The following is a 16,691-nucleotide window of genomic DNA, read 5'->3' on the forward strand; positions in this document are numbered from 1 at the left end:
TCTGCGCCCGCTCCGCGGACGACAACCTCTGCCCCGGCATGACCCCTCATCCTGACGAGAATCCACCCCGTTGCAACAACCACTTGAGCCCAAGGGCGCTGGGATACCACACTTCCCTGAAACCCGAGTTGATCAAGCCCGGGGGCGGACCAGGCAAGCCCGGGGGCGGACCAGGCAGGCCCGGGGGCGGGCAGGGCGAGGCCGGGGCGGGCAGGGCAAGACCCGGGGGGCGGACCAGGCAGGGCCGGGGCGGGCAGGGCGAGGCCCGGGGGTCGGGCGGAGAGACCGGACCGGGATCAGCTGAGGGCGGTGGCGATGGCTCGGGCGGCGGCCAGCACCTGGGGGCCGATCGTGTCGACGTCCAGTGGGGCGAGCGCGACCACGCCGACGCTGGCCTCCAAGCCGGGTACGCCGAGCACCGGCGCCGCCACCCCGTACGCCCCGGCCTGCAGCTCTCCGCTGCTACTCAACGGGTCTGCCACCCCGGCCCGACCGGCCAGGATCGCCCGGCCCGCTGCTCCCCGGTCCAGTGGATGCCGTGCCCCGGCCCGGTACGCGACGTGGTACGACGTCCAGCTCGGCTCGACCACGGCCAGGGCCACGCCCTCCCCACCTTCGACGACGGTCAGGTGCGCGGTCGCGCCGGCCTGCTCGGCGAGGCGGCGTAGCGCCGGCAGCGCGCCCTCGGCGAGCAGCGGCTGGGCTCGTCGGGCCAGGTGCAACAGTCCGGCGCCGAGGCGCAGTCGACCCTCGTCGTCGCGGCGCAGCATGCCGTGCCCGGTCAGTGCGCTGACCAGCCGATAGACGGCAGCCCGGCCGATGCCGAGCCGGTTCGCGGCCTCGGTGACGGTCAGACCGCCCGGCGCGTCGGCGACCAGGTGCAGCAGCCGCAACCCCCGGTCCAGCGTCTGCGACGTCTCCCCACCCCGCCCGGCAACCGCATCGGCCCGCCCCGCGCCAGCACGGGACGGCCCGAGAGCCCCGTCGCCGCCAGTGTCGGACGGCCCGAGAGCCCCGTCGCCGCCAGTGTCGGACGGCCCGAAGGCCCCGTGGCCGCCAGCGTCGGACGGCCCGAAAGCCCCGTGGCCGCCAGTTTCAGATGGCCCGAAAGCCCCGTGGCCGCCAGTGTCAGACGGCCCGAAAGCCCCGTGGCCGCCAGCGTCGGATGGCCCAGGAACCCCGTTGCCGTCAGCGTCAGACAGCCCGAGGACCGCGTCGCCGGGGGCGGTGGGTTTGGCTGGCGGGTCACCGGAGCCACCGGAGCGTGCGGTCGCATCCACGCCTGGCAGCGTACGACCCGGCACCGGCGGACCCGGACAGGCACGGACAGCTACCCTTGTACGGTGACGCTACGCCTGTATGACACCGCCACCCGATCGGTGCGGGACTTCGTCCCGCGGGAAGCCGGCAAGGTGGGGGTCTACCTGTGTGGTCTCACTCTGCAGGCCCCGCCGCACATCGGTCACCTTCGCTCCGGCGTCAACTATGACGTGCTGCGCCGCTGGCTGCTGACCGCCGGCTACGAGGTCACCTTCATTCGCAATCTGACCGACATCGACGACAAGATCCTGGTCAAGGCGGGCGATCAGGGTCGGCCGTTCTGGTCGATCGCGTACGCCAACGAGCTGCTGCTCGCCGAGTCGTACCGGTCGTTGAACGTGCTGCCGCCGACCTACGAGCCGCGCGCCACCGGGCACATTCCCGAGATGCACGAGCTGATCAAGAAGTTGATCGCCGACGGGCACGCGTACCCGGCGAGTGACGGCTCCGGCGACGTCTACTTCGACGTGGCGTCCTGGCCGGCGTACGGGTCGCTGTCGGGTCAATCCCCGGACGCCATGCAGCCCGCCGGGGACGCCCCCGACCGGGGCAAGCGGGACCCGCGTGACTTCGCGCTGTGGAAGGGTGCCAAACCGGACGAGCCGGCGGACGCGTACTGGCCCTCGCCGTGGGGGCTGGGCCGGCCGGGCTGGCACATCGAGTGCTCGGCGATGTGCTGGCGGTATCTCGGCCCGGAGTTCGACATTCACGGCGGCGGCCTGGATCTGACGTTCCCACACCACGAGAACGAGATCGCCCAGTCCCACGCCGCCGGGTTGCCGTTCGCCCGCTACTGGGTGCATCACGGGCTGCTCAGCATCGGCGGGGCCAAGATGGGCAAGTCCGCTGGCAACGCGTTGGGCCTGGCGTACGTGGACTCGCTCGGGGTGCGGCCGGTGGAGCTGCGTTACTACTACGCCGCCGCGCACTACCGCTCGGTGATCGACTACTCGGAGGATTCGCTGCGCGACGCGGCCACCGCGTACCGGCGGATCGAGGGTTTCGTGCTGCGGGCGGCCGAACGCGTCGGTGCCGGGCAGTTCGCTGAGCTTCCCGCCGGCTTCGTCGCGGCGATGAACGACGACCTCAACACGTCCGCCGCGCTGGCTGTGCTGCAACAGCACATTCGGGACGGCAACACCGCGCTGAGCGTCGGCGACGATGTGACCGTCCGCACCACGCTGGCCGTGGTGCGGGCGATGCTGGATATTCTCGGGATCGACCCCCTCGACCCGGCCTGGACCGGTGGCGGCCGATCAGACGATCTGCGTGCCGTGGTGGACTCCCTGATCGCGCTGGCCCTGGAGCAGCGTGCGCAGGCCCGGGGCCGCAAGGACTGGGCTGCCGCCGACGCGGTACGTGACCAGCTCAAGCTGGCCGGCGTGGTGGTCGAGGACACCCCCCAGGGCCCCCGTTGGACTATTGGAGAGCAGGACTGATGGCCGGCAACTCGCAGCGCCGTGGCCGGCGACTGACGTCGAAGGCGAGCGCCCCCAAGGGCTCCGGTGGCAAGAACAAGGACTCGCTGGCCGGGCGGGGCCGCACCCTGCCCGCCGACGAGCGGCCGTGGCACAAGGGCTACTCGGGCACCGAGAAGCTGCCCCAGCGCACCGCCTGGAAGCAGGACAAGGAGCGCCGCGCGGCGGCCGAGGAGGGGCGTGCCCCCAAGATCGGTCAGCCTGGTAGCAAGGACACCACCTGGGGCCGGGGCGGCGGCCGGGGCGTACCGGTCGGTCGGGGCGCCACCAGCGGCCGGGGCGGCAAGCCGTCCGCGCGGTCCGGTCCTCGGGTCACGCCGGGGCGCAAGTCCAACCCGTCCAAGGACACCCCGGAGCTGCTGGTCGGGCGTAACCCGGTGCTGGAGGCGCTGCGCGCCAGCGTGCCGGCGACGGCGCTCTACACCGCCCAGGGCATCGACATGGACGACCGGATCAACGAGATCATCCGGACCGCCGCCGACCGGGGCATCGCCAACCTGGAGATCAGCCGGGCCGAGTTGGACCGGATGACCGGCGGCGTGCTGCACCAGGGCGTCGGGTTGCAGGTGCCGCCCTTCGCGTACCAACCATTCGAGGACATGGTCGCCGCTGCCCTGGAGCAGCAGGCCCCGCTGCTGGTCGCGCTGGACGGTGTCACCGACCCGCGCAATCTGGGCGCCGTGATCCGGTCGGCGGCCGCGTTCGGCGCGCAGGGTGTCTTCGTACCCGAGCGTCGTGCCGCCGGGATCACCGCGACCGCCTGGCGGACCAGTGCCGGCGCGGCCGCGCGGGTGCCGGTGGCGCAGGTGACCAACCTGACCCGGTCGTTGAAGGCGTGCCGGGAAGCCGGCTTCATGGTCGTCGGCCTGGACGCCGACGGCGACACCGACCTCTACAACCTGGAGGCCGCGGTCGGTCCGCTGGTGGTGGTGGTTGGTTCCGAGGGGCGCGGTCTGTCCCGCCTGGTCGGGGAGACCTGCGACCTGACCGTGAGCATTCCGATGATCTCCGAGGTCGAGTCGCTCAACGCCAGCGTGGCGGCGGCGGTCGCGCTGGCCGAGGTCGCCCGCCGGCGTTCCGTCGAGCTGTAGCGCACATCCACGAAGGCCCTCTCCCGAGCGCGGGAGGGGGCCTTCGTCGTCAGATCTGACGGGTCCAGGCGACGAAGATCCGGTACGACCGGGGAGCGTGCTCGGGTACGACGAAGGGGCGGCCCGCCGAAGCGGACCGCCCCTTATCGGTACGGCGTTACGTCAGATCCGGCTACCGGTGGCGGCGTGGAAGACGTGGCTACGACCGGCAACCGGCCTGACGAACACGGTGTCACCCATGTTCGGCATGTTGCGCCGGTCGGTACGGACGACGAAGCGCTCCGAGTTGCCACCCAGCGCGGCGTGGCCGTAGACGTTGGCGTCCGAACCGAGGTCCTCGACCAGCTCGACGACGACCGGCATGCCGCCCTCGGTCGGGCTGACCAGCTCGCAGTCCTCCGGGCGGAAGCCCACGGTGACCTTGCCGTCGCCACCCTCGGCGCGGGCCGCCTCGACCTGCTCCCGGGTCAGCGGGATGTTCAGCTCAGCGAACTCGGCACCCCGCTCGTTCAGCGGAACGGTCTTGATGTTCATGGCGGGAGAGCCCATGAAGCCGGCGACGAACACGTTGGCCGGGGTGTCGTAGAGCGCCCGAGGGGTGTCCACCTGCTGCAGCACACCGTCGAGCAGCACCGCGACGCGGTGACCCATGGTCATGGCCTCGACCTGGTCGTGCGTGACGTAGACCGTGGTGACGCCCAGCTTGGCCTGCAGCGACGCGATCTGGGTACGGGTCTGCACACGGAGCTTGGCGTCGAGGTTCGACAGCGGCTCGTCCATGAGGAAGACCTGCGGCTCGCGGACGATCGCCCGGCCCATCGCGACACGCTGACGCTGACCACCGGAGAGCGCCTTCGGCTTACGGCTCAGGTACTCCTCCAGCTGGAGCAGCCCGGCCGCCTCCTTGACCCGCCGGTCGATCTCCGACTTGGAGGTCTTGCGCAGCTTGAGGGCGAACGCCATGTTCTCGTACACCGTCATGTGCGGGTAGAGAGCGTAGTTCTGGAAGACCATCGCGATGTCGCGGGCCTTCGGGGGAAGGTGGGTGACGTCACGCTGGTCGATGTAGATCGAGCCGGCGTCCACGTCCTCCAGGCCAGCGAGCATCCGCAGGCTGGTGGACTTACCACAACCGGAGGGGCCGACCAGGACGAGGAACTCGCCATCGCCGATCTCGAGGTCCAGCTCGTTGACGGCGGGACGCTCTTGGCCCGGGTAGATCCGGGACGCCTTGGAATAGGTGACCGTAGCCATGGTGAAGCGCTTCCTTTCACCGGCAGGAACGTGCCGGACGATCCGAGTGAAGGAGCGACCGGCACGTGTCCGTGCCGGTCAACGGACGGCGGCCCGGATCGCGGGGGCGTCGGGTCGTCGTCCGTGTGTGAACCGTAAACGGGTTTCCTCGTGCTGCCAAGGCGGGGAAGCGTCGAACGTTATCCACGGCCTACGCATTCCGGTCACTCCGGCACGGTCGGACATCAATCGACGCCGCATTACCCCGGCGGGCGTCGGGTTGTTGACGATTCCCGTGGTCGGGAGGCCTCGCGAGCGGGATAAGCGGACGTCAGTCGCTATGCTGACCTCGACGCACGCGCCCCTGTAGCTCAGCTGGCCAGAGCACTCGCCTTGTAAGCGAGATGTCGCCGGTTCGATCCCGGCCGGGGGCTCCAATTCCATCAGGCTTTCCCCGATGGGCACTGCCACGAGTCGACCGGTTGACAGCACCGCCTCCGAGGCGAAGGTGCCTCCGGGTGTCCGCTCCGGTGACGTGGAGATTGGGCGGACCAGCGTTACCGGGCACCGCCGCGATGAGATCCACCCGACTCGACGACGACGTGCCCGGCGTAGCCTGGGTCGGACGGTGAGCGGAGCGAGGCGGGGGCCGATGAGTCGCGCGGTGGAGGAGTCGAACCGGGCGATGCTGCGTGCCCGGGACGCCATGGACCGGGCGTACGCCGAGCCGCTGGACATCCCCGCGCTGGCCCGGATCGCGCACGTCTCCGAGGCGCACTTCATCCGCACCTTCCGGGCCACCTTCGGCGAGACCCCGCACCGTTACCTGCAACGCCGCCGGGTGGAGCGGGCGATGACGTTGCTGGTGGAGACCGACCGGGACGTGACCGACATCTGCTACGCCGTCGGCTTCGGCAGCCTGGGCACGTTCAGCCGGACGTTCCGGCAGATCGTCGGGGAGTCGCCCTCGGATTTCCGGCGGCACCGCGTCGCGCTCGCCAATGTGCCGTCGTGCTTCACCAAAGCCTGGACCCGACCCAGCAGTTTTGGATAAGCAGCAGGTCACGGCCAACGTCTAGCGTCATGGGCATGACGATGAACGCGATCAGCCGCTCCCAGATCTACGTCCTCGACCAGGACGCCGCGCTTGACTTCTACGTCAACAAGCTCGGCATGGAGGTCAACACCGACCAGGACCTCGGTTTCATGCGGTGGTTGACGGTCAACCTGCCCGGCGACCCGGAGCGCGAGATCCTGCTGGAGAAGCCGGGCCCGCCCGCGCTGGACCCGGCCACCGCCGAGCAGGTCCGGGAGCTGCTCACCAAGGGTGCCCTCGGTGGGTACCTCTTCATGACCACCGACGACGCCCGCAAGACGCACGAGAATCTGGTGGCGAAGGGCGTCGAGATCACCGACGAGCCGACCGAGCGCCCGTACGGGATCGACTTCGGCATCCGGGACCCGTTCGGCAACCGGATCCGCATCGGCCAGATGTTCCCCCGGGCGTAACCGGCCCGCCCCGGACTACCTGACGTTGGTGCCGGTGGCCCGCAGCAGCAGCTTGACCACCGCCTGGGTGGCCGGCGGCGGGGGCGCGTCGGCCGGGCAGTCGACGTACCCGGATTCGACGCTGCCCACGATCAGCCGGTAGTGGAACGCGTCCGCGCAGCTGGTCGCGGTGGTCGGCTGTCGCGCCTCGGCGGCCAGCCGGGGGTCGGCGACCAGCCCTGTCAGGAGGCCGAGATCGGCAGGGGTGAGCCGGCCGTTGCGCCGACTGCCGGCCCGGTCCACCGCGGTCCACTGACCGTCCGGTTCGACGGTCACGGAGTCACCGCGCCCGGCGAAGCCGCCGGAGGTCCGCAACGTCACCTGCGCGGGCGCGGCGCTGGCCCCGGGGCCGACGGTGGGGATGGTGGTCGGCAGCGGTGCGCCGGTGGCCGTGCCGGCCGGGCCGGAGGCGCCGAAGGTCGACGGCTGGGTGGGGGTGGTGGGGGCTCGGTCGACGCTGGTGCAACCGGTCAGGAGGGCGGCCAGGAGCGCGACCGTGACGGCGGTCGTCGATGCGGGTCTCATCTCCGTCGGACGCGGGCCCCCAAGCGTTGGTTCCCCCACCCGACGCCCAGCCGTTTCTGGCAATCGTGGACAGTTTCCGTCAGACGCTGATCGGAAACTGTCCACGATTGCGCCCGCACCGGGGCGGACGATCGTGGTTGGGCTCGCGCCGTTAGGGTCGCCGGATCGGCGTGGTACGCCGGATCGGCGGTGTCGCGCAGGTGGCGGGGGAAGGAGCGGACGTGTCGGACGCGGAGTTGACCGTCGAGGTGACCGGGCCGGTCGCCACCGTGGTGATGCACAACCCGGCCCGGCGCAACGCCATGACCGCGGCCATGTGGCGTCAGCTCCCCGAACTGCTCGACCGGTTGGAGCCCGACCCGGACGTACGGGCGTTGGTGCTCACCGGCGCGGGCGACGCCTTCTGCGCGGGTGCCGATCTTGGCGACCTGGCCGAGCTGTTGGACGCCGGTGACGCCAGCATCGCGGTGGCCGCCGAGGAACGGCTCGCCCGCTTCGCCAAGCCGACCCTCGCCGCCATCCGAGGCGCGTGCGTCGGGGGTGGGGCGCAGCTCGCGGTCGCCTGCGACCTGCGGATCGCCGCGGACGACGCCCGTTTCGGCGTACCCCCGGCCCGGCTCGGTCTGGTCTATCCGGCACCGACGACGCGTCGGCTGGCCCGGCTGGTCGGCCCATCCGCCGCCAAGCACCTGCTGTTCACCGCCGAGCTGATCGACGCCGAACGCGCCCTGCGGGTCGGCCTGGTCGACGAGGTGCTGCCATCCGATCGGCTCACCGCGCGGGTGGGCGAGCTGACCGCGACGATCGCCCAGCGGTCGTCGTTGAGCATCGCCGCCGCGAAGGAGATCATCGACGATCGGGCCGAGCCGGCGCGGATCGCCTGGTGGCACCGGAAGGTGACGACCACCGGGGAGGCCCGGGAAGGGGTCGCGGCGATCACCGAACGTCGGCAGCCCCGTTTCGCCTGGCGGCCACCGACCGTCGACTGACCACGTTCAGCTGGTCGGGTGAGGCCGGCGTCGCACCCATTGCATTTTCTCGATCCCGGGTGGCCCGCTCCCAGGCGGGTACGGCAGGCTGTCCGTCGTGCAGCGTGATCAGTTGCTTGCGGGCCGCTACCGGCTCCTGGAGCGCCTCGGCAGTGGCGGCATGTCGGCGGTGCACCGGGCATACGACGAGGTGCTCGAACGAGATGTCGCGGTGAAGGTGCTGGTCGGCTCGGACAGCAACGCCCGACAACGGATCCGGGGCGAGGCCAAGGCAGCCGCCCGGCTTTCCCATCCGCATGTCACGAGCGTCTACGACTACGGCGAGTCGTCGTTGGACGGTGCCCAGGTCCCGTTCGTGGTGATGGAGTTGCTCGGCGGTCACACTCTCGAACACCGGCTGGCGGCCGGGCCGTTGCCGCCCCGCGCCAGCCTGCGGGTGTGCGCCGAGGTGGCCGCAGCGCTCGCCGCAGCCCACGAGCAGGGGTTGGTGCACCGCGACATCAAGCCGGGCAACGTGATGCTCACGCCGACCGGCGCAAAGGTACTCGACTTTGGCATCGCGGCAGCCGCCGGCGAGCCGGAGATCGACTTCGAGGGGCGACTGCTGGGCACGCCGGCGTACCTGGCGCCGGAGCGGTTACAGGCCGGCGAGGTGCTGCCGGCCAGCGACGTGTACGCCCTCGGCCTGCTCCTGCACCGGGTGCTCACCGGGCGACTGCCGTGGCCCGCCGAGGCGCAGACCGGGATGCTCCGCGCGCACACGCACGTCGAGCCGGAGCCGCTGCCGCCGATCGACGGCGTACCGCCCGAGGTGCATCGGCTCTACCGCTGGTGCCTGGCCGGCGACCCCGCCGACCGGCCGCCGGCCGCCGACGCGGCGCGCATCCTGCTCGGCGCCGTCACCGGCGCAGCGTCCGAGGCGGCCGCCGTCGCCGCCGAACCGCCGGCAGGCGACGCCGAACCGCCGGCAGGTTACGCCGAACCGACCGCGACCGAAGCCGGGGCCGCGACCGGGACCGCGACCAGGACCAGGACTGTCGATTCGGCGCAGCGGGTGCGGCGCGGGTCGTGGCGTCGGCGGCGGGCCGTTCTGACGGTCGGCGGCGCGGTGATCGCGGCACTGGCGTTGGCCGGGTCGCTCGGCGACTTCAGCAATCGTCGGCACGGGCAGGGCGCCGTGCCGAGCGGCAGCGGCCCGGGCACCACCACGGTCGGGATGCCGGGCAGCGAGGAGCCGATCGACGCCGTCGACACCGGACCGTCCGCCGTCTCGCCCACCAGGAACTCCGCGCCCGCCTCCCGGACCAACCCGGGTGCGACAGTGGCCCCGAGCCCGACGACCAACGTTCCAGGCCCGACCCCGACCGAGGCCGTGCCCACGTCCACCCCCGGTGCGGGCGTGCCCGTGCAGGCGCGCGGCGGGACGGTCACCATTCGCTGCGTGGGGAAGTTGGTCGAGGTGCTCGCGGTGACGCTCGCGCCCGATTTCCGGGCCGAGACGTACGACCCGGGCCCGGCGAAACAGATCGAGCTCGCGCTGACCTCCACCGAGTACCGCAGCGAGATCCGGGTGCAGTGCCCCGGTGGCAGCCCGAAGTCGAGGGTGCGGGAAAGCGCCGCCTGAACCGGGGGCCGACGGGTGCCGCGCCCGGGACGTACCCGGGACGCGGCCCCCCGTTCCCGCCGGCCGGTCCGTCACCGCCCGGCCAGCGCCCCCCAGCCCGGGTTCACCGGCTCCCGGCGCAGCGGCATGCCCGCCTCCGCCGGCGTCCGGTCGCCCTTGCGCTGGTTGCAGGCGTAGCAGGCGGCGGTGGTGTTTCGCCAGGTGTTCCGGCCGCCGCGCGAGCGGGGCAGGATGTGGTCGATGGTGGAGGCCGGGCCGCCGCAGTACGCGCAGCACCGGTCGTCGCGGCGCAGCACGCCGGAGCGCGACCAGGCCGGCCCGGAGTTGAACCGCCACCGGGTGACCACGAAGCGGACCAGTCGCACCACGCGGGGCAGCGGGAAGACCCCGATCACCCGGTCCGGCTCGGCCTCGTGAATCTCGGCCACCCGACGACAGAGCATCCGTACGGCGTGTTGAACGGTGACCCGGTGCAGCGGGCCGAGGTCGGCGTTGATGACGAGGACGCCGTCCATCGGGGCTCCTTTCCAGATGGTGACGGACAGCAAGAAGCCGCCCGGTCCTGCGGTCGGACGGGGCGGCTCGGCGCGTACGGGTACGCGTCAGTCGGGCCGGCCCGCCCGGGGACCTTCCGCTCGGTAACCGTCACCGGGCAGCGGCGACGGCACGGTGGTGACGTGCGACATCGTCATGAGCTGCTCCCGCGGTGGTGGTTGACCTTGCGCGCTCACGGTAGGTCGACGCGGGAGACACGGGCAACGTATTTCGATCGGCCGGCGTCGTCGGGACGTCGCTGGCGGCGGCTGCGGGGAACTGTCTTCGCGGTGACCTGGGCGGTGGTCAGCGGCCGGTTCAGCCGCAGGGCCATCCGGGCGGTGAGTTCGCTGTCCAGCAAGGGCCGGTTGACCTCACCGGCGACCGACAGCGCGGGCCCGGAGACCGACCGCCAGATCGCGGCCAGTCCGGCGCCGAGGCCCACCAGAGCCACGGTGGCCCGGGTGGTCGGCGAGCCGGCGGCCGCAGCGGCGCTCACCCCGACGACCGCGAAGAGCACCAACAGCAGGGGTACCAGCACCGGCCAGAAGATGCCCCGTGCCGCCTGCGCCACCAGCCGCCGGTCCCGGATGATCAGATTCCGGGCGATCACCGCGTAGTCCTCCTCGTCGAGCAGGTCGCGCGGGTGCAGGCCGCCGGTGAGCACATCGCGCCAGAGGTCGCCCTGGCCGCGTAGCGCCCGGCTCAGCGCGGCGGGCGTCGGCTCGGTCGGGTCCCCGTGGCCGGCGCGGTCGACCGCGCCCGCCCAGGCGGCCATCGACCGGCGCACCACCGCGGCGGAGTACGGCGGCAGCACGCTGGCCAGCTCGTCCAACCACCGGCTGATCTGGACCTGCCGGCCGCCGAACTGCCTCAGCAACTGGGTGACATCGCCGGCCCGGACGGTGTCCGCCACCGACCGACCCAGCCGGTAGGCCAGCCCGACCCGGTGGTTGGCGGCCATCGCCCAGCGCAGCACCTCCACGTTGAGGTCGTCGAGGGCGAGCAGCAGCGGTACCGGATCGGTGGCGTCGGGCCGGCCCACGTCGGGTAGCAGGGCTCGGGCGGCCGTCGTGTCGGGCACCGGTCCGGTGTGCCGGGTGAGTTCGGCGATCTGGGCCAGGGCGACGTCCACCCCGTCGAGGTACATCCGCATCCGCCGCTGGGCGGACATCTCGGTGAGGTTGGAGAGTTTGGCCGGCGGTACGGCCGGGCGGGCCTCGACAAAGGCTTGGGGTTCCGCGTGCTGCCCGTGGTGGTAGGCGTCCGCCATCCACCAACCGAGTCGAAGTGCGGTGACGATGCAGGCGCGCTCGTCGCGGATCAGCGGGTACGTGTCGTCGCGGCCGATTTCGTCGAGCGGCGAACCGTCCTCCGCGCCGGCGCGGTGCAGTGGTGACATCCCCCGCTGCCCTCCCGCCCGGCCGATCGACGGTTGATCATCTGAGCGTACGACAGCGCAGGGGGCTTATGTGGTGTTTTGTCGATTTAGCCGGCCGGCCAGCAGCCCGCGCGGCCGGATCGAGCGCACCGGCTCGGCCGCGCCACCTGCGGCACGCAGGATGTGGTTCGCGGCGATGATCCCGGTCGCGGCGGAGCGTTCCATCAACGCGCTCGGGAAGTCCGTGGCGATGCCGTCGCCGGCCAGGTAGAGGCCGTTCGCGTCGGTGCGTACCCCCGGTCGCCAGGCGTGGCTGCCCGGCGTGAACGCCGGCGCCTGCGCCTCGACCCGGGCCCGCAGCTCGCGGACCCGCAGGTCGCCGGCCTCCGGCCAGAGCGCGACCAGCTCGCGGCGCATCCGCTCGGCCAGCTCCTCGGCCGGCACGCCCGGCTCACAGGCGTACGCGTGCAGCTCGATGACCGACCCGCCGGTCTGCCGCGCCCAGCGCCGCGGCTCGTTCTCCAACCGGTGATACAGGGTCACCGAGTCCAGAGTCGGCTGGCGGGACACGCCGCTGAACACCGCCCGCTCGGCGGCCACGTCCCCGTCACACCAGTAGCGCGCCACCGCGTAGGGCGGGCCGGGCGTGCCGAAGGCAGCCATCCGTGCGGTCAGCTCGGGGGCCCGCCCGGCCAGGTCCGGTGAGGCGGCGACCAGCACGGCGAGCGCCGGCGGGTCGACGGCGAGCACGACGTGACCCGCCGGATGGCTGCCGCCGTCGGTGGTCGTCACCCGCCAGCCCTCGGCGTCGCGATGCACGCCGGTGGCGGCGCAGCCGGTGACCACCCGGCCGCCGTGCTTCTCCACGTGCCGGGTCAGCGGCTCCCAGATCGCCGTGGCGTAGTCCTCGTCGGGGCAGTCGAAGGCCAACCCCTCCGGGTTGCCGAGCAGATAGAAGTGGAACTGGGCGACCATCTCGGCCGCCGACATCTCCGCCTCGTGGTTGAAGAACGAGTGCGAGAAGACCTCGAACAGCATCGCCCGCGCCCGGTCCGGCAGTCGCAGCGAGGCCAGCAGCTCGTCGGCGGTGGTGTGATCCAGGTCGGCGTAGGTGCGCACCGGGTCGTAGCTGAGCAGCGGCAGCGCGGCATCCCGGTCCATCAGTCGCAGGTCGGCCAGGCGCAGGCTGGGGCTGCGCAACAGCAGCGCGAGCAGGTTCGCCGGCGGCGCGGGCGGCAGCTTGCCGAACTCCTCGGTCGGCCACTGGGCACTGAGGATCGGATAACCCGCAACGGGCTTGAGGAAGCCCAGGTCCCTGTCGATCCGGCGAAGGATGGACCGCCAGTTGTAGTACTGCCGGAAGAACGCGTGGAAGCCGTGCTCGTTCTGCTGGCTGCCGTCGGCGAGCGCCTCCGGCCAGGCGCCCAGTCGACCGCCGAGCGTGGGAGCGGCCTCCAGCACCGTGACCGCCACACCCCGTTCGGCCAGCACCACCGCCGCCGACATGCCGGCGATGCCGCCACCCACCACCAGCGCCGTGGTCGGTCGCGGCACGCGGTCGGCGCCACCGCCGCCCGGGTCCACCTGGTGCTGCCGTACGCCGATCAGCCGACCTACCACTTGGGACAGCGCCATGGGTCCAGTCTGCCCCACCTTCGACTCAATCGTTCGCCAAGCAGCGGCGGGGGCGGTCGGAGGCGGGCCAGACGTACTCCAGGTCCTCGGGCACGTCGTCGCCGAAGAGCGGGCGGTAGTGCGCCGGGTCCTTGCGCAGCAGTGACGAGCGGTGACTCAGGTGCAGGTCGTCGCGGCCCAGCCAGGGCGGCAGCTCACCGGCTTCGGCCAGCTCGTCCTGGGTCCGGATGACGCCGGCACCGCAGGCGGCGGCGAGGTCGACGGTCATCGTGGTGGCGCAGGTGTCGGCCCGACCCGGTTCGGTCCAGACCGCGCACATGTCCAGCCCGTAGCGGACGAGCGCCTCCTCGTACCCGGCCCACATCTTCACCGCCGGGTGGTTGCGCCAGCCGTACCCGGGTCGGGTGAGCCCGCGCAGCACCTGGATGGCCTCCACCCGCTGCTTGCCCAGCCGCTTCTGGTCCAGCGTGCGGGCGCTGGCCAGAAAGCCCGGGTACGGGAGGAACGTCTGCATGTCGCTGCTCTACCCGTCGCCGGGTCGGACATACCTGGTCCCGGGATGATCCGGACGGGGTCGCCCAGCATGGTCGTGCTGATTACGATCCGGGCATGGCGGAGCCGTGGCGGGACCGGGCGCGACGGGCGGTCGAGTGGAACTGGCGGCTGCGCTCCGTCGGTGATCCCCGCCCGCACTACGTGATCTGCGGAAAGGACGCGCTCGCCTACTACGTGGCCCGGGCGATGCTCGAATCCGAGCTACCGGCCGGCGGGGCCCGGGTGACCGTCGTGGTGCCGGAGCGGTACCGCAGCAACGGGCCGGACGTGGCCGGGCTGCGCGGGGTCCGGGTGGTCCGCTCGGACCGGTTGGACGTGGCCACCTTCGAGGCCGCCGGCCTGGCCGGTGCGACCGGGCTGGCCCTGCTGCACCAGGACGACGTGGGCAACCTGCACGCCGCGCTCTGTGCCCAGGCCGTCGACCAGCGGGTCCGCCAGGTGCTGCGGATGTTCAACGGCACCCTCGCCGACGGCGTACGCAAGCTGCTCAAGGCCCCGGTCGAGGTGCTCTCCGACGCCGAGATGGCCGCGCCGGCCTTCGTGGCCGCCGCACTCAACGAGGTCGACCCCAGTTCCTTCCAACATCGGGACAAGACGCTGCGGGTGGCGCGGCTGGCCGACGTCCGCGCGCAGGACGTGGTCTGCGCGCTGGCGCACTTCACCGAGACGCAGGGGGTGGAGCTGCTGCCGGCCGAGCAGGCCGGCGCCGACCTGGTGCTCGCCGAGGCGACCGGCCAGCCACCGGGCACCGAGGTCGCCGCCCGTCGACTGGTCCGAGCCCGTCGGCGGCGTCGCCCGGTCGCCATGCTGATGGGAGCGGTACGCGGCTTCGCCACCCGCAAGATCGGCATCGCGGTGATGCTGGTCCTCGCACTGATCGCGGTGCTGGGGGCGTTGATCTCTCGCGCCGAGGACGTCTCCCCGGTGGAGGCGCTGTACCTGACGCTGGTCACCACGCTCAGCGGCGCCGACCCGGACACCACCAAGGCGGCGGACGCGCAGATCATGCAGGTGGTGCTCAACCTGGCCGGGTTGGCGCTGATCCCGCTGATCACCGCGGTCGTGGTGGACGGCATCGTCAACGCCCGGCTGGCCCTGCACACCGGCCGGTTGCAACCCGCCCGGGTCGGGCACGTGGTGGTGATCGGCCTGGGCAACGTGGGCACCCGGGTGGTTGCGCAACTGCGCGAGTACGACGTCGAGGTGGTCGCGATCGACAAGGACCCGGAGCCGCGCGGCGCCGCCCTGGCCCGCCAACTGGAGGTGCCGCTGATCGTCGGCGACGCCGCGCTACCGGAGACGCTGGTCGCCGCGTCGGTGGCCGACTGCCAGGCGCTGGTGGTGGCATCCACCGACGATGTGGCCAATCTGGAGGCGGCGCTCGCCGCCCGCGACCTCCGAGCCGACCTGCGGGTGGTGCTGCGGCTCTTCGACGGTGACTTCGCCGAACGGGTGGAGGAGACCTTCGCGCTCGGCGTGTCCCGGTCGGTCTCCTACCTGGCCGCCCCGGCCTTCATCGGGGCGTTGACCGAACGCGCCGTGATCAGCACCATCCCGGTCGACCGGCACGCGCTGCCGGTCGCCGAGGTGCCGGTGGCCGCCGGCTCCGAGTTGGACGGCCGACCGCTGGACGTGGTCAACCGGGACGGGCAGGTCCGGCTGATCGCGCGGACCCCGGCGGGCGGTGCCAAGACGATCTGGTGGAAGGACCTCGACCCCCGGCAGGTGATTTTCGCGGGTGACCGGCTGACCGTGGTCGCCCGGCGGCGCGGGCTGGACTGGCTGACCCGGCAGTGCGCCCCGCCGGCCCACCCGAGCGTGGTCCCGCGGCCGGCCGGGTCCGTGCACGGCGGGTTGCCCACCCCGGCGGCGGCGTCCCCCTCGGTGCCGGGCCCGACGGACTCCGGCGTCGCCGCGTCCGCGCCCGGTGCGGCGCATCCCGTTCCCCCCGCCGACGGCGTTCCTTCGACAACCGACAACGACCCAGCGGACGAATTCGAGCTGACCCGCCGGCGTGACGGGGTTGGCGAGGTGAGCTGACGGTACCCGGCGTGGCCGATGCGGCACCCACCAATGGAGTCGGCCGAGTAAGGTGCGCCCGTGCTTGGTGGTGGGGTGGGTCGACGAGCTCGCGACGCGCAACGGCCGCGCCGCGACACGGTGGTCGTACGGTGGTTGCGGGCTCGGCCCAGGTGGTGGCCGCTCGCGGCGGCCGGCCTGATCGCGGTGGTGGTCGTCGGCTGGGCGCTGTGGCCCGAGGCTGAGCCCGAGCCGCGCCAGCGCGAGTACCGGGCCGAGACGGCGTGCCTGCTCACCGGCACGGCGGGCGTCGCGGCTCCCGAGGCTCGTCCGGTGTGGACCGGAATGCAGGAGGCCTCACTCGCGACGCAGGTCAAGGTGCAGTTCCTCGAGGTCGACGGCCCCCAGACCGGCGAGAACGCCGAGACGTTCCTCGCCAGCCTGGTGCAGAGCCGCTGTGGGGTGATCCTCGCCGTCGGCGAGGCTCCGGTGCAGGCGGTGGGTCCCACCGCGGCGCGGTTCCCCGCCGCGAATTTCGTCGCCTTCGGTGCCGCGACCCCAGGCCCCAATGTGGTCGTCGAAGAGGCCACCAACCCGGAAGCGGTGCAGCGTAGGGCACGGGACGTGGTCGCGGCGCTCGCCTCCGTTAAGGACTGACGCTCCAAGGTTTCTCTCAGGATTGGCCGTTCGGACATCTTGTGCCGAAGATCGAAGAGCCCTCACACTCCGCGTTGGTAATTTCACTTCACGGGGGAGGGG

At 72.2% G+C, this 16,691-nt stretch carries 15 protein-coding genes and 1 tRNA gene; 9 read left to right on the plus strand and 7 right to left on the minus strand.

Going from position 1 to position 16,691, the window contains the following annotated elements:
* Positions 1-296: 296 nt before the first annotated feature.
* Complete coding sequence (locus ACIBF8_RS24165) at positions 297-905, minus strand: IclR family transcriptional regulator (RefSeq protein WP_396786025.1); 609 nt, start codon at positions 903-905, stop codon at positions 297-299.
* Positions 906-1,343: 438 nt separating this feature from the next.
* On the opposite strand from ACIBF8_RS24165, the gene cysS reads away from it, so the two are divergent.
* A complete protein-coding gene (gene cysS / locus ACIBF8_RS24170) occupies positions 1,344-2,759 on the plus strand; it encodes a cysteine--tRNA ligase (protein ID WP_396785817.1) in 1,416 nt (471 codons plus the stop codon).
* On the plus strand, positions 2,759-3,889 hold the full coding sequence (gene rlmB / locus ACIBF8_RS24175; RefSeq protein WP_396785818.1) for a 23S rRNA (guanosine(2251)-2'-O)-methyltransferase RlmB: 1,131 nt from the start codon (positions 2,759-2,761) through the stop codon (positions 3,887-3,889). Before cysS ends, rlmB begins: the two co-directional genes overlap by 1 nt.
* A 162-nt stretch (positions 3,890-4,051) precedes the next feature.
* Here rlmB and ACIBF8_RS24180 read toward each other — a convergent pair whose 3' ends face one another.
* Entirely contained in the window at positions 4,052-5,143 is a 1,092-nt protein-coding gene (locus ACIBF8_RS24180; protein ID WP_396785819.1) for an ABC transporter ATP-binding protein, read from the minus strand.
* A gap of 339 nt (positions 5,144-5,482) precedes the next feature.
* Here ACIBF8_RS24180 and ACIBF8_RS24185 point away from each other — a divergent pair.
* The 3 genes from ACIBF8_RS24185 to ACIBF8_RS24195 all read left to right on the plus strand — a co-directional run bounded on the left by ACIBF8_RS24185 (position 5,483) and on the right by ACIBF8_RS24195 (position 6,631).
* Positions 5,483-5,559, plus strand: a tRNA-Thr gene (locus tag ACIBF8_RS24185).
* Between the two features lie 215 nt (positions 5,560-5,774).
* Positions 5,775-6,176 (plus strand): helix-turn-helix domain-containing protein, encoded by a 402-nt coding sequence (locus ACIBF8_RS24190; protein WP_396785820.1) that lies wholly within the window; start codon positions 5,775-5,777, stop codon positions 6,174-6,176.
* Between the two features lie 35 nt (positions 6,177-6,211).
* The gene (locus tag ACIBF8_RS24195; RefSeq protein ID WP_396785822.1) at positions 6,212-6,631 is read left to right on the plus strand and encodes a VOC family protein; all 420 of its coding nucleotides are present in this window, start codon (positions 6,212-6,214) and stop codon (positions 6,629-6,631) included.
* A 15-nt stretch (positions 6,632-6,646) separates the two neighbouring features.
* Here ACIBF8_RS24195 and ACIBF8_RS24200 read toward each other — a convergent pair whose 3' ends face one another.
* The gene (locus ACIBF8_RS24200) at positions 6,647-7,195 is read right to left on the minus strand and encodes a hypothetical protein (RefSeq protein WP_396785823.1); all 549 of its coding nucleotides are present in this window, start codon (positions 7,193-7,195) and stop codon (positions 6,647-6,649) included.
* Positions 7,196-7,416: 221 nt separating this feature from the next.
* Here ACIBF8_RS24200 and ACIBF8_RS24205 point away from each other — a divergent pair, with 221 nt between their 5' ends.
* Both ACIBF8_RS24205 and ACIBF8_RS24210 read left to right on the plus strand, forming a co-directional pair.
* Positions 7,417-8,184: an enoyl-CoA hydratase/isomerase family protein gene (locus tag ACIBF8_RS24205; protein ID WP_396785824.1), complete on the plus strand. Its 768-nt coding sequence runs from the start codon at positions 7,417-7,419 to the stop codon at positions 8,182-8,184.
* A 97-nt stretch (positions 8,185-8,281) separates the two neighbouring features.
* A complete protein-coding gene (locus ACIBF8_RS24210; RefSeq protein ID WP_396785825.1) occupies positions 8,282-9,808 on the plus strand; it encodes a protein kinase in 1,527 nt (508 codons plus the stop codon).
* A 71-nt stretch (positions 9,809-9,879) separates the two neighbouring features.
* Here ACIBF8_RS24210 and ACIBF8_RS24215 read toward each other — a convergent pair whose 3' ends face one another.
* The 4 genes from ACIBF8_RS24215 to ACIBF8_RS24230 form a co-directional block, all read right to left on the minus strand.
* Positions 9,880-10,323 carry an HNH endonuclease gene (locus ACIBF8_RS24215; protein ID WP_396785827.1) on the minus strand — a complete coding sequence of 148 codons (444 nt, stop codon included), beginning with the start codon at positions 10,321-10,323 and terminating at the stop codon, positions 9,880-9,882.
* Between the two features lie 212 nt (positions 10,324-10,535).
* Positions 10,536-11,744: a hypothetical protein gene (locus tag ACIBF8_RS24220; protein ID WP_396785828.1), complete on the minus strand. Its 1,209-nt coding sequence runs from the start codon at positions 11,742-11,744 to the stop codon at positions 10,536-10,538.
* Positions 11,745-11,810: 66 nt separating this feature from the next.
* Positions 11,811-13,358: an FAD-dependent oxidoreductase gene (locus tag ACIBF8_RS24225; protein WP_396785830.1), complete on the minus strand. Its 1,548-nt coding sequence runs from the start codon at positions 13,356-13,358 to the stop codon at positions 11,811-11,813.
* Positions 13,359-13,383: 25 nt separating this feature from the next.
* Positions 13,384-13,872, minus strand: coding sequence for an MSMEG_6728 family protein (locus ACIBF8_RS24230; protein ID WP_396785832.1), 489 nt, complete (start codon positions 13,870-13,872; stop codon positions 13,384-13,386).
* Between the two features lie 95 nt (positions 13,873-13,967).
* Here ACIBF8_RS24230 and ACIBF8_RS24235 point away from each other — a divergent pair, with 95 nt between their 5' ends.
* Both ACIBF8_RS24235 and ACIBF8_RS24240 read left to right on the plus strand, forming a co-directional pair.
* A complete protein-coding gene (locus ACIBF8_RS24235; RefSeq protein WP_396785833.1) occupies positions 13,968-15,953 on the plus strand; it encodes an NAD-binding protein in 1,986 nt (661 codons plus the stop codon).
* Between the two features lie 75 nt (positions 15,954-16,028).
* Positions 16,029-16,589 carry a hypothetical protein gene (locus ACIBF8_RS24240; protein WP_396785836.1) on the plus strand — a complete coding sequence of 187 codons (561 nt, stop codon included), beginning with the start codon at positions 16,029-16,031 and terminating at the stop codon, positions 16,587-16,589.
* Positions 16,590-16,691: the final 102 nt, after the last annotated feature.

This window comes from Micromonospora sp. NPDC050276, from assembly GCF_044459545.1.
Taxonomy (GTDB): Bacteria; Actinomycetota; Actinomycetes; order Mycobacteriales; family Micromonosporaceae; genus Micromonospora.

Excerpts from the sequence above, each read along its gene's own strand:
- ACIBF8_RS24220 (WP_396785828.1), bottom strand. The coding sequence starts at position 11,744 with ATGTCACCACTGCACCGCGCCGGCGCGGAGGACGGTTCGCCGCTCGAC.
- ACIBF8_RS24225 (WP_396785830.1), bottom strand. The coding sequence starts at position 13,358 with ATGGCGCTGTCCCAAGTGGTAGGTCGGCTGATCGGCGTACGGCAGCAC.
- ACIBF8_RS24215 (WP_396785827.1), bottom strand. The coding sequence starts at position 10,323 with ATGGACGGCGTCCTCGTCATCAACGCCGACCTCGGCCCGCTGCACCGG.
- ACIBF8_RS24195 (WP_396785822.1), top strand. The coding sequence starts at position 6,212 with ATGACGATGAACGCGATCAGCCGCTCCCAGATCTACGTCCTCGACCAG.
- ACIBF8_RS24200 (WP_396785823.1), bottom strand. The coding sequence starts at position 7,195 with ATGAGACCCGCATCGACGACCGCCGTCACGGTCGCGCTCCTGGCCGCC.
- ACIBF8_RS24190 (WP_396785820.1), top strand. The coding sequence starts at position 5,775 with ATGAGTCGCGCGGTGGAGGAGTCGAACCGGGCGATGCTGCGTGCCCGG.
- ACIBF8_RS24180 (WP_396785819.1), bottom strand. The coding sequence starts at position 5,143 with ATGGCTACGGTCACCTATTCCAAGGCGTCCCGGATCTACCCGGGCCAA.
- ACIBF8_RS24230 (WP_396785832.1), bottom strand. The coding sequence starts at position 13,872 with ATGCAGACGTTCCTCCCGTACCCGGGCTTTCTGGCCAGCGCCCGCACG.
- ACIBF8_RS24235 (WP_396785833.1), top strand. The coding sequence starts at position 13,968 with ATGGCGGAGCCGTGGCGGGACCGGGCGCGACGGGCGGTCGAGTGGAAC.
- rlmB (WP_396785818.1), top strand. The coding sequence starts at position 2,759 with ATGGCCGGCAACTCGCAGCGCCGTGGCCGGCGACTGACGTCGAAGGCG.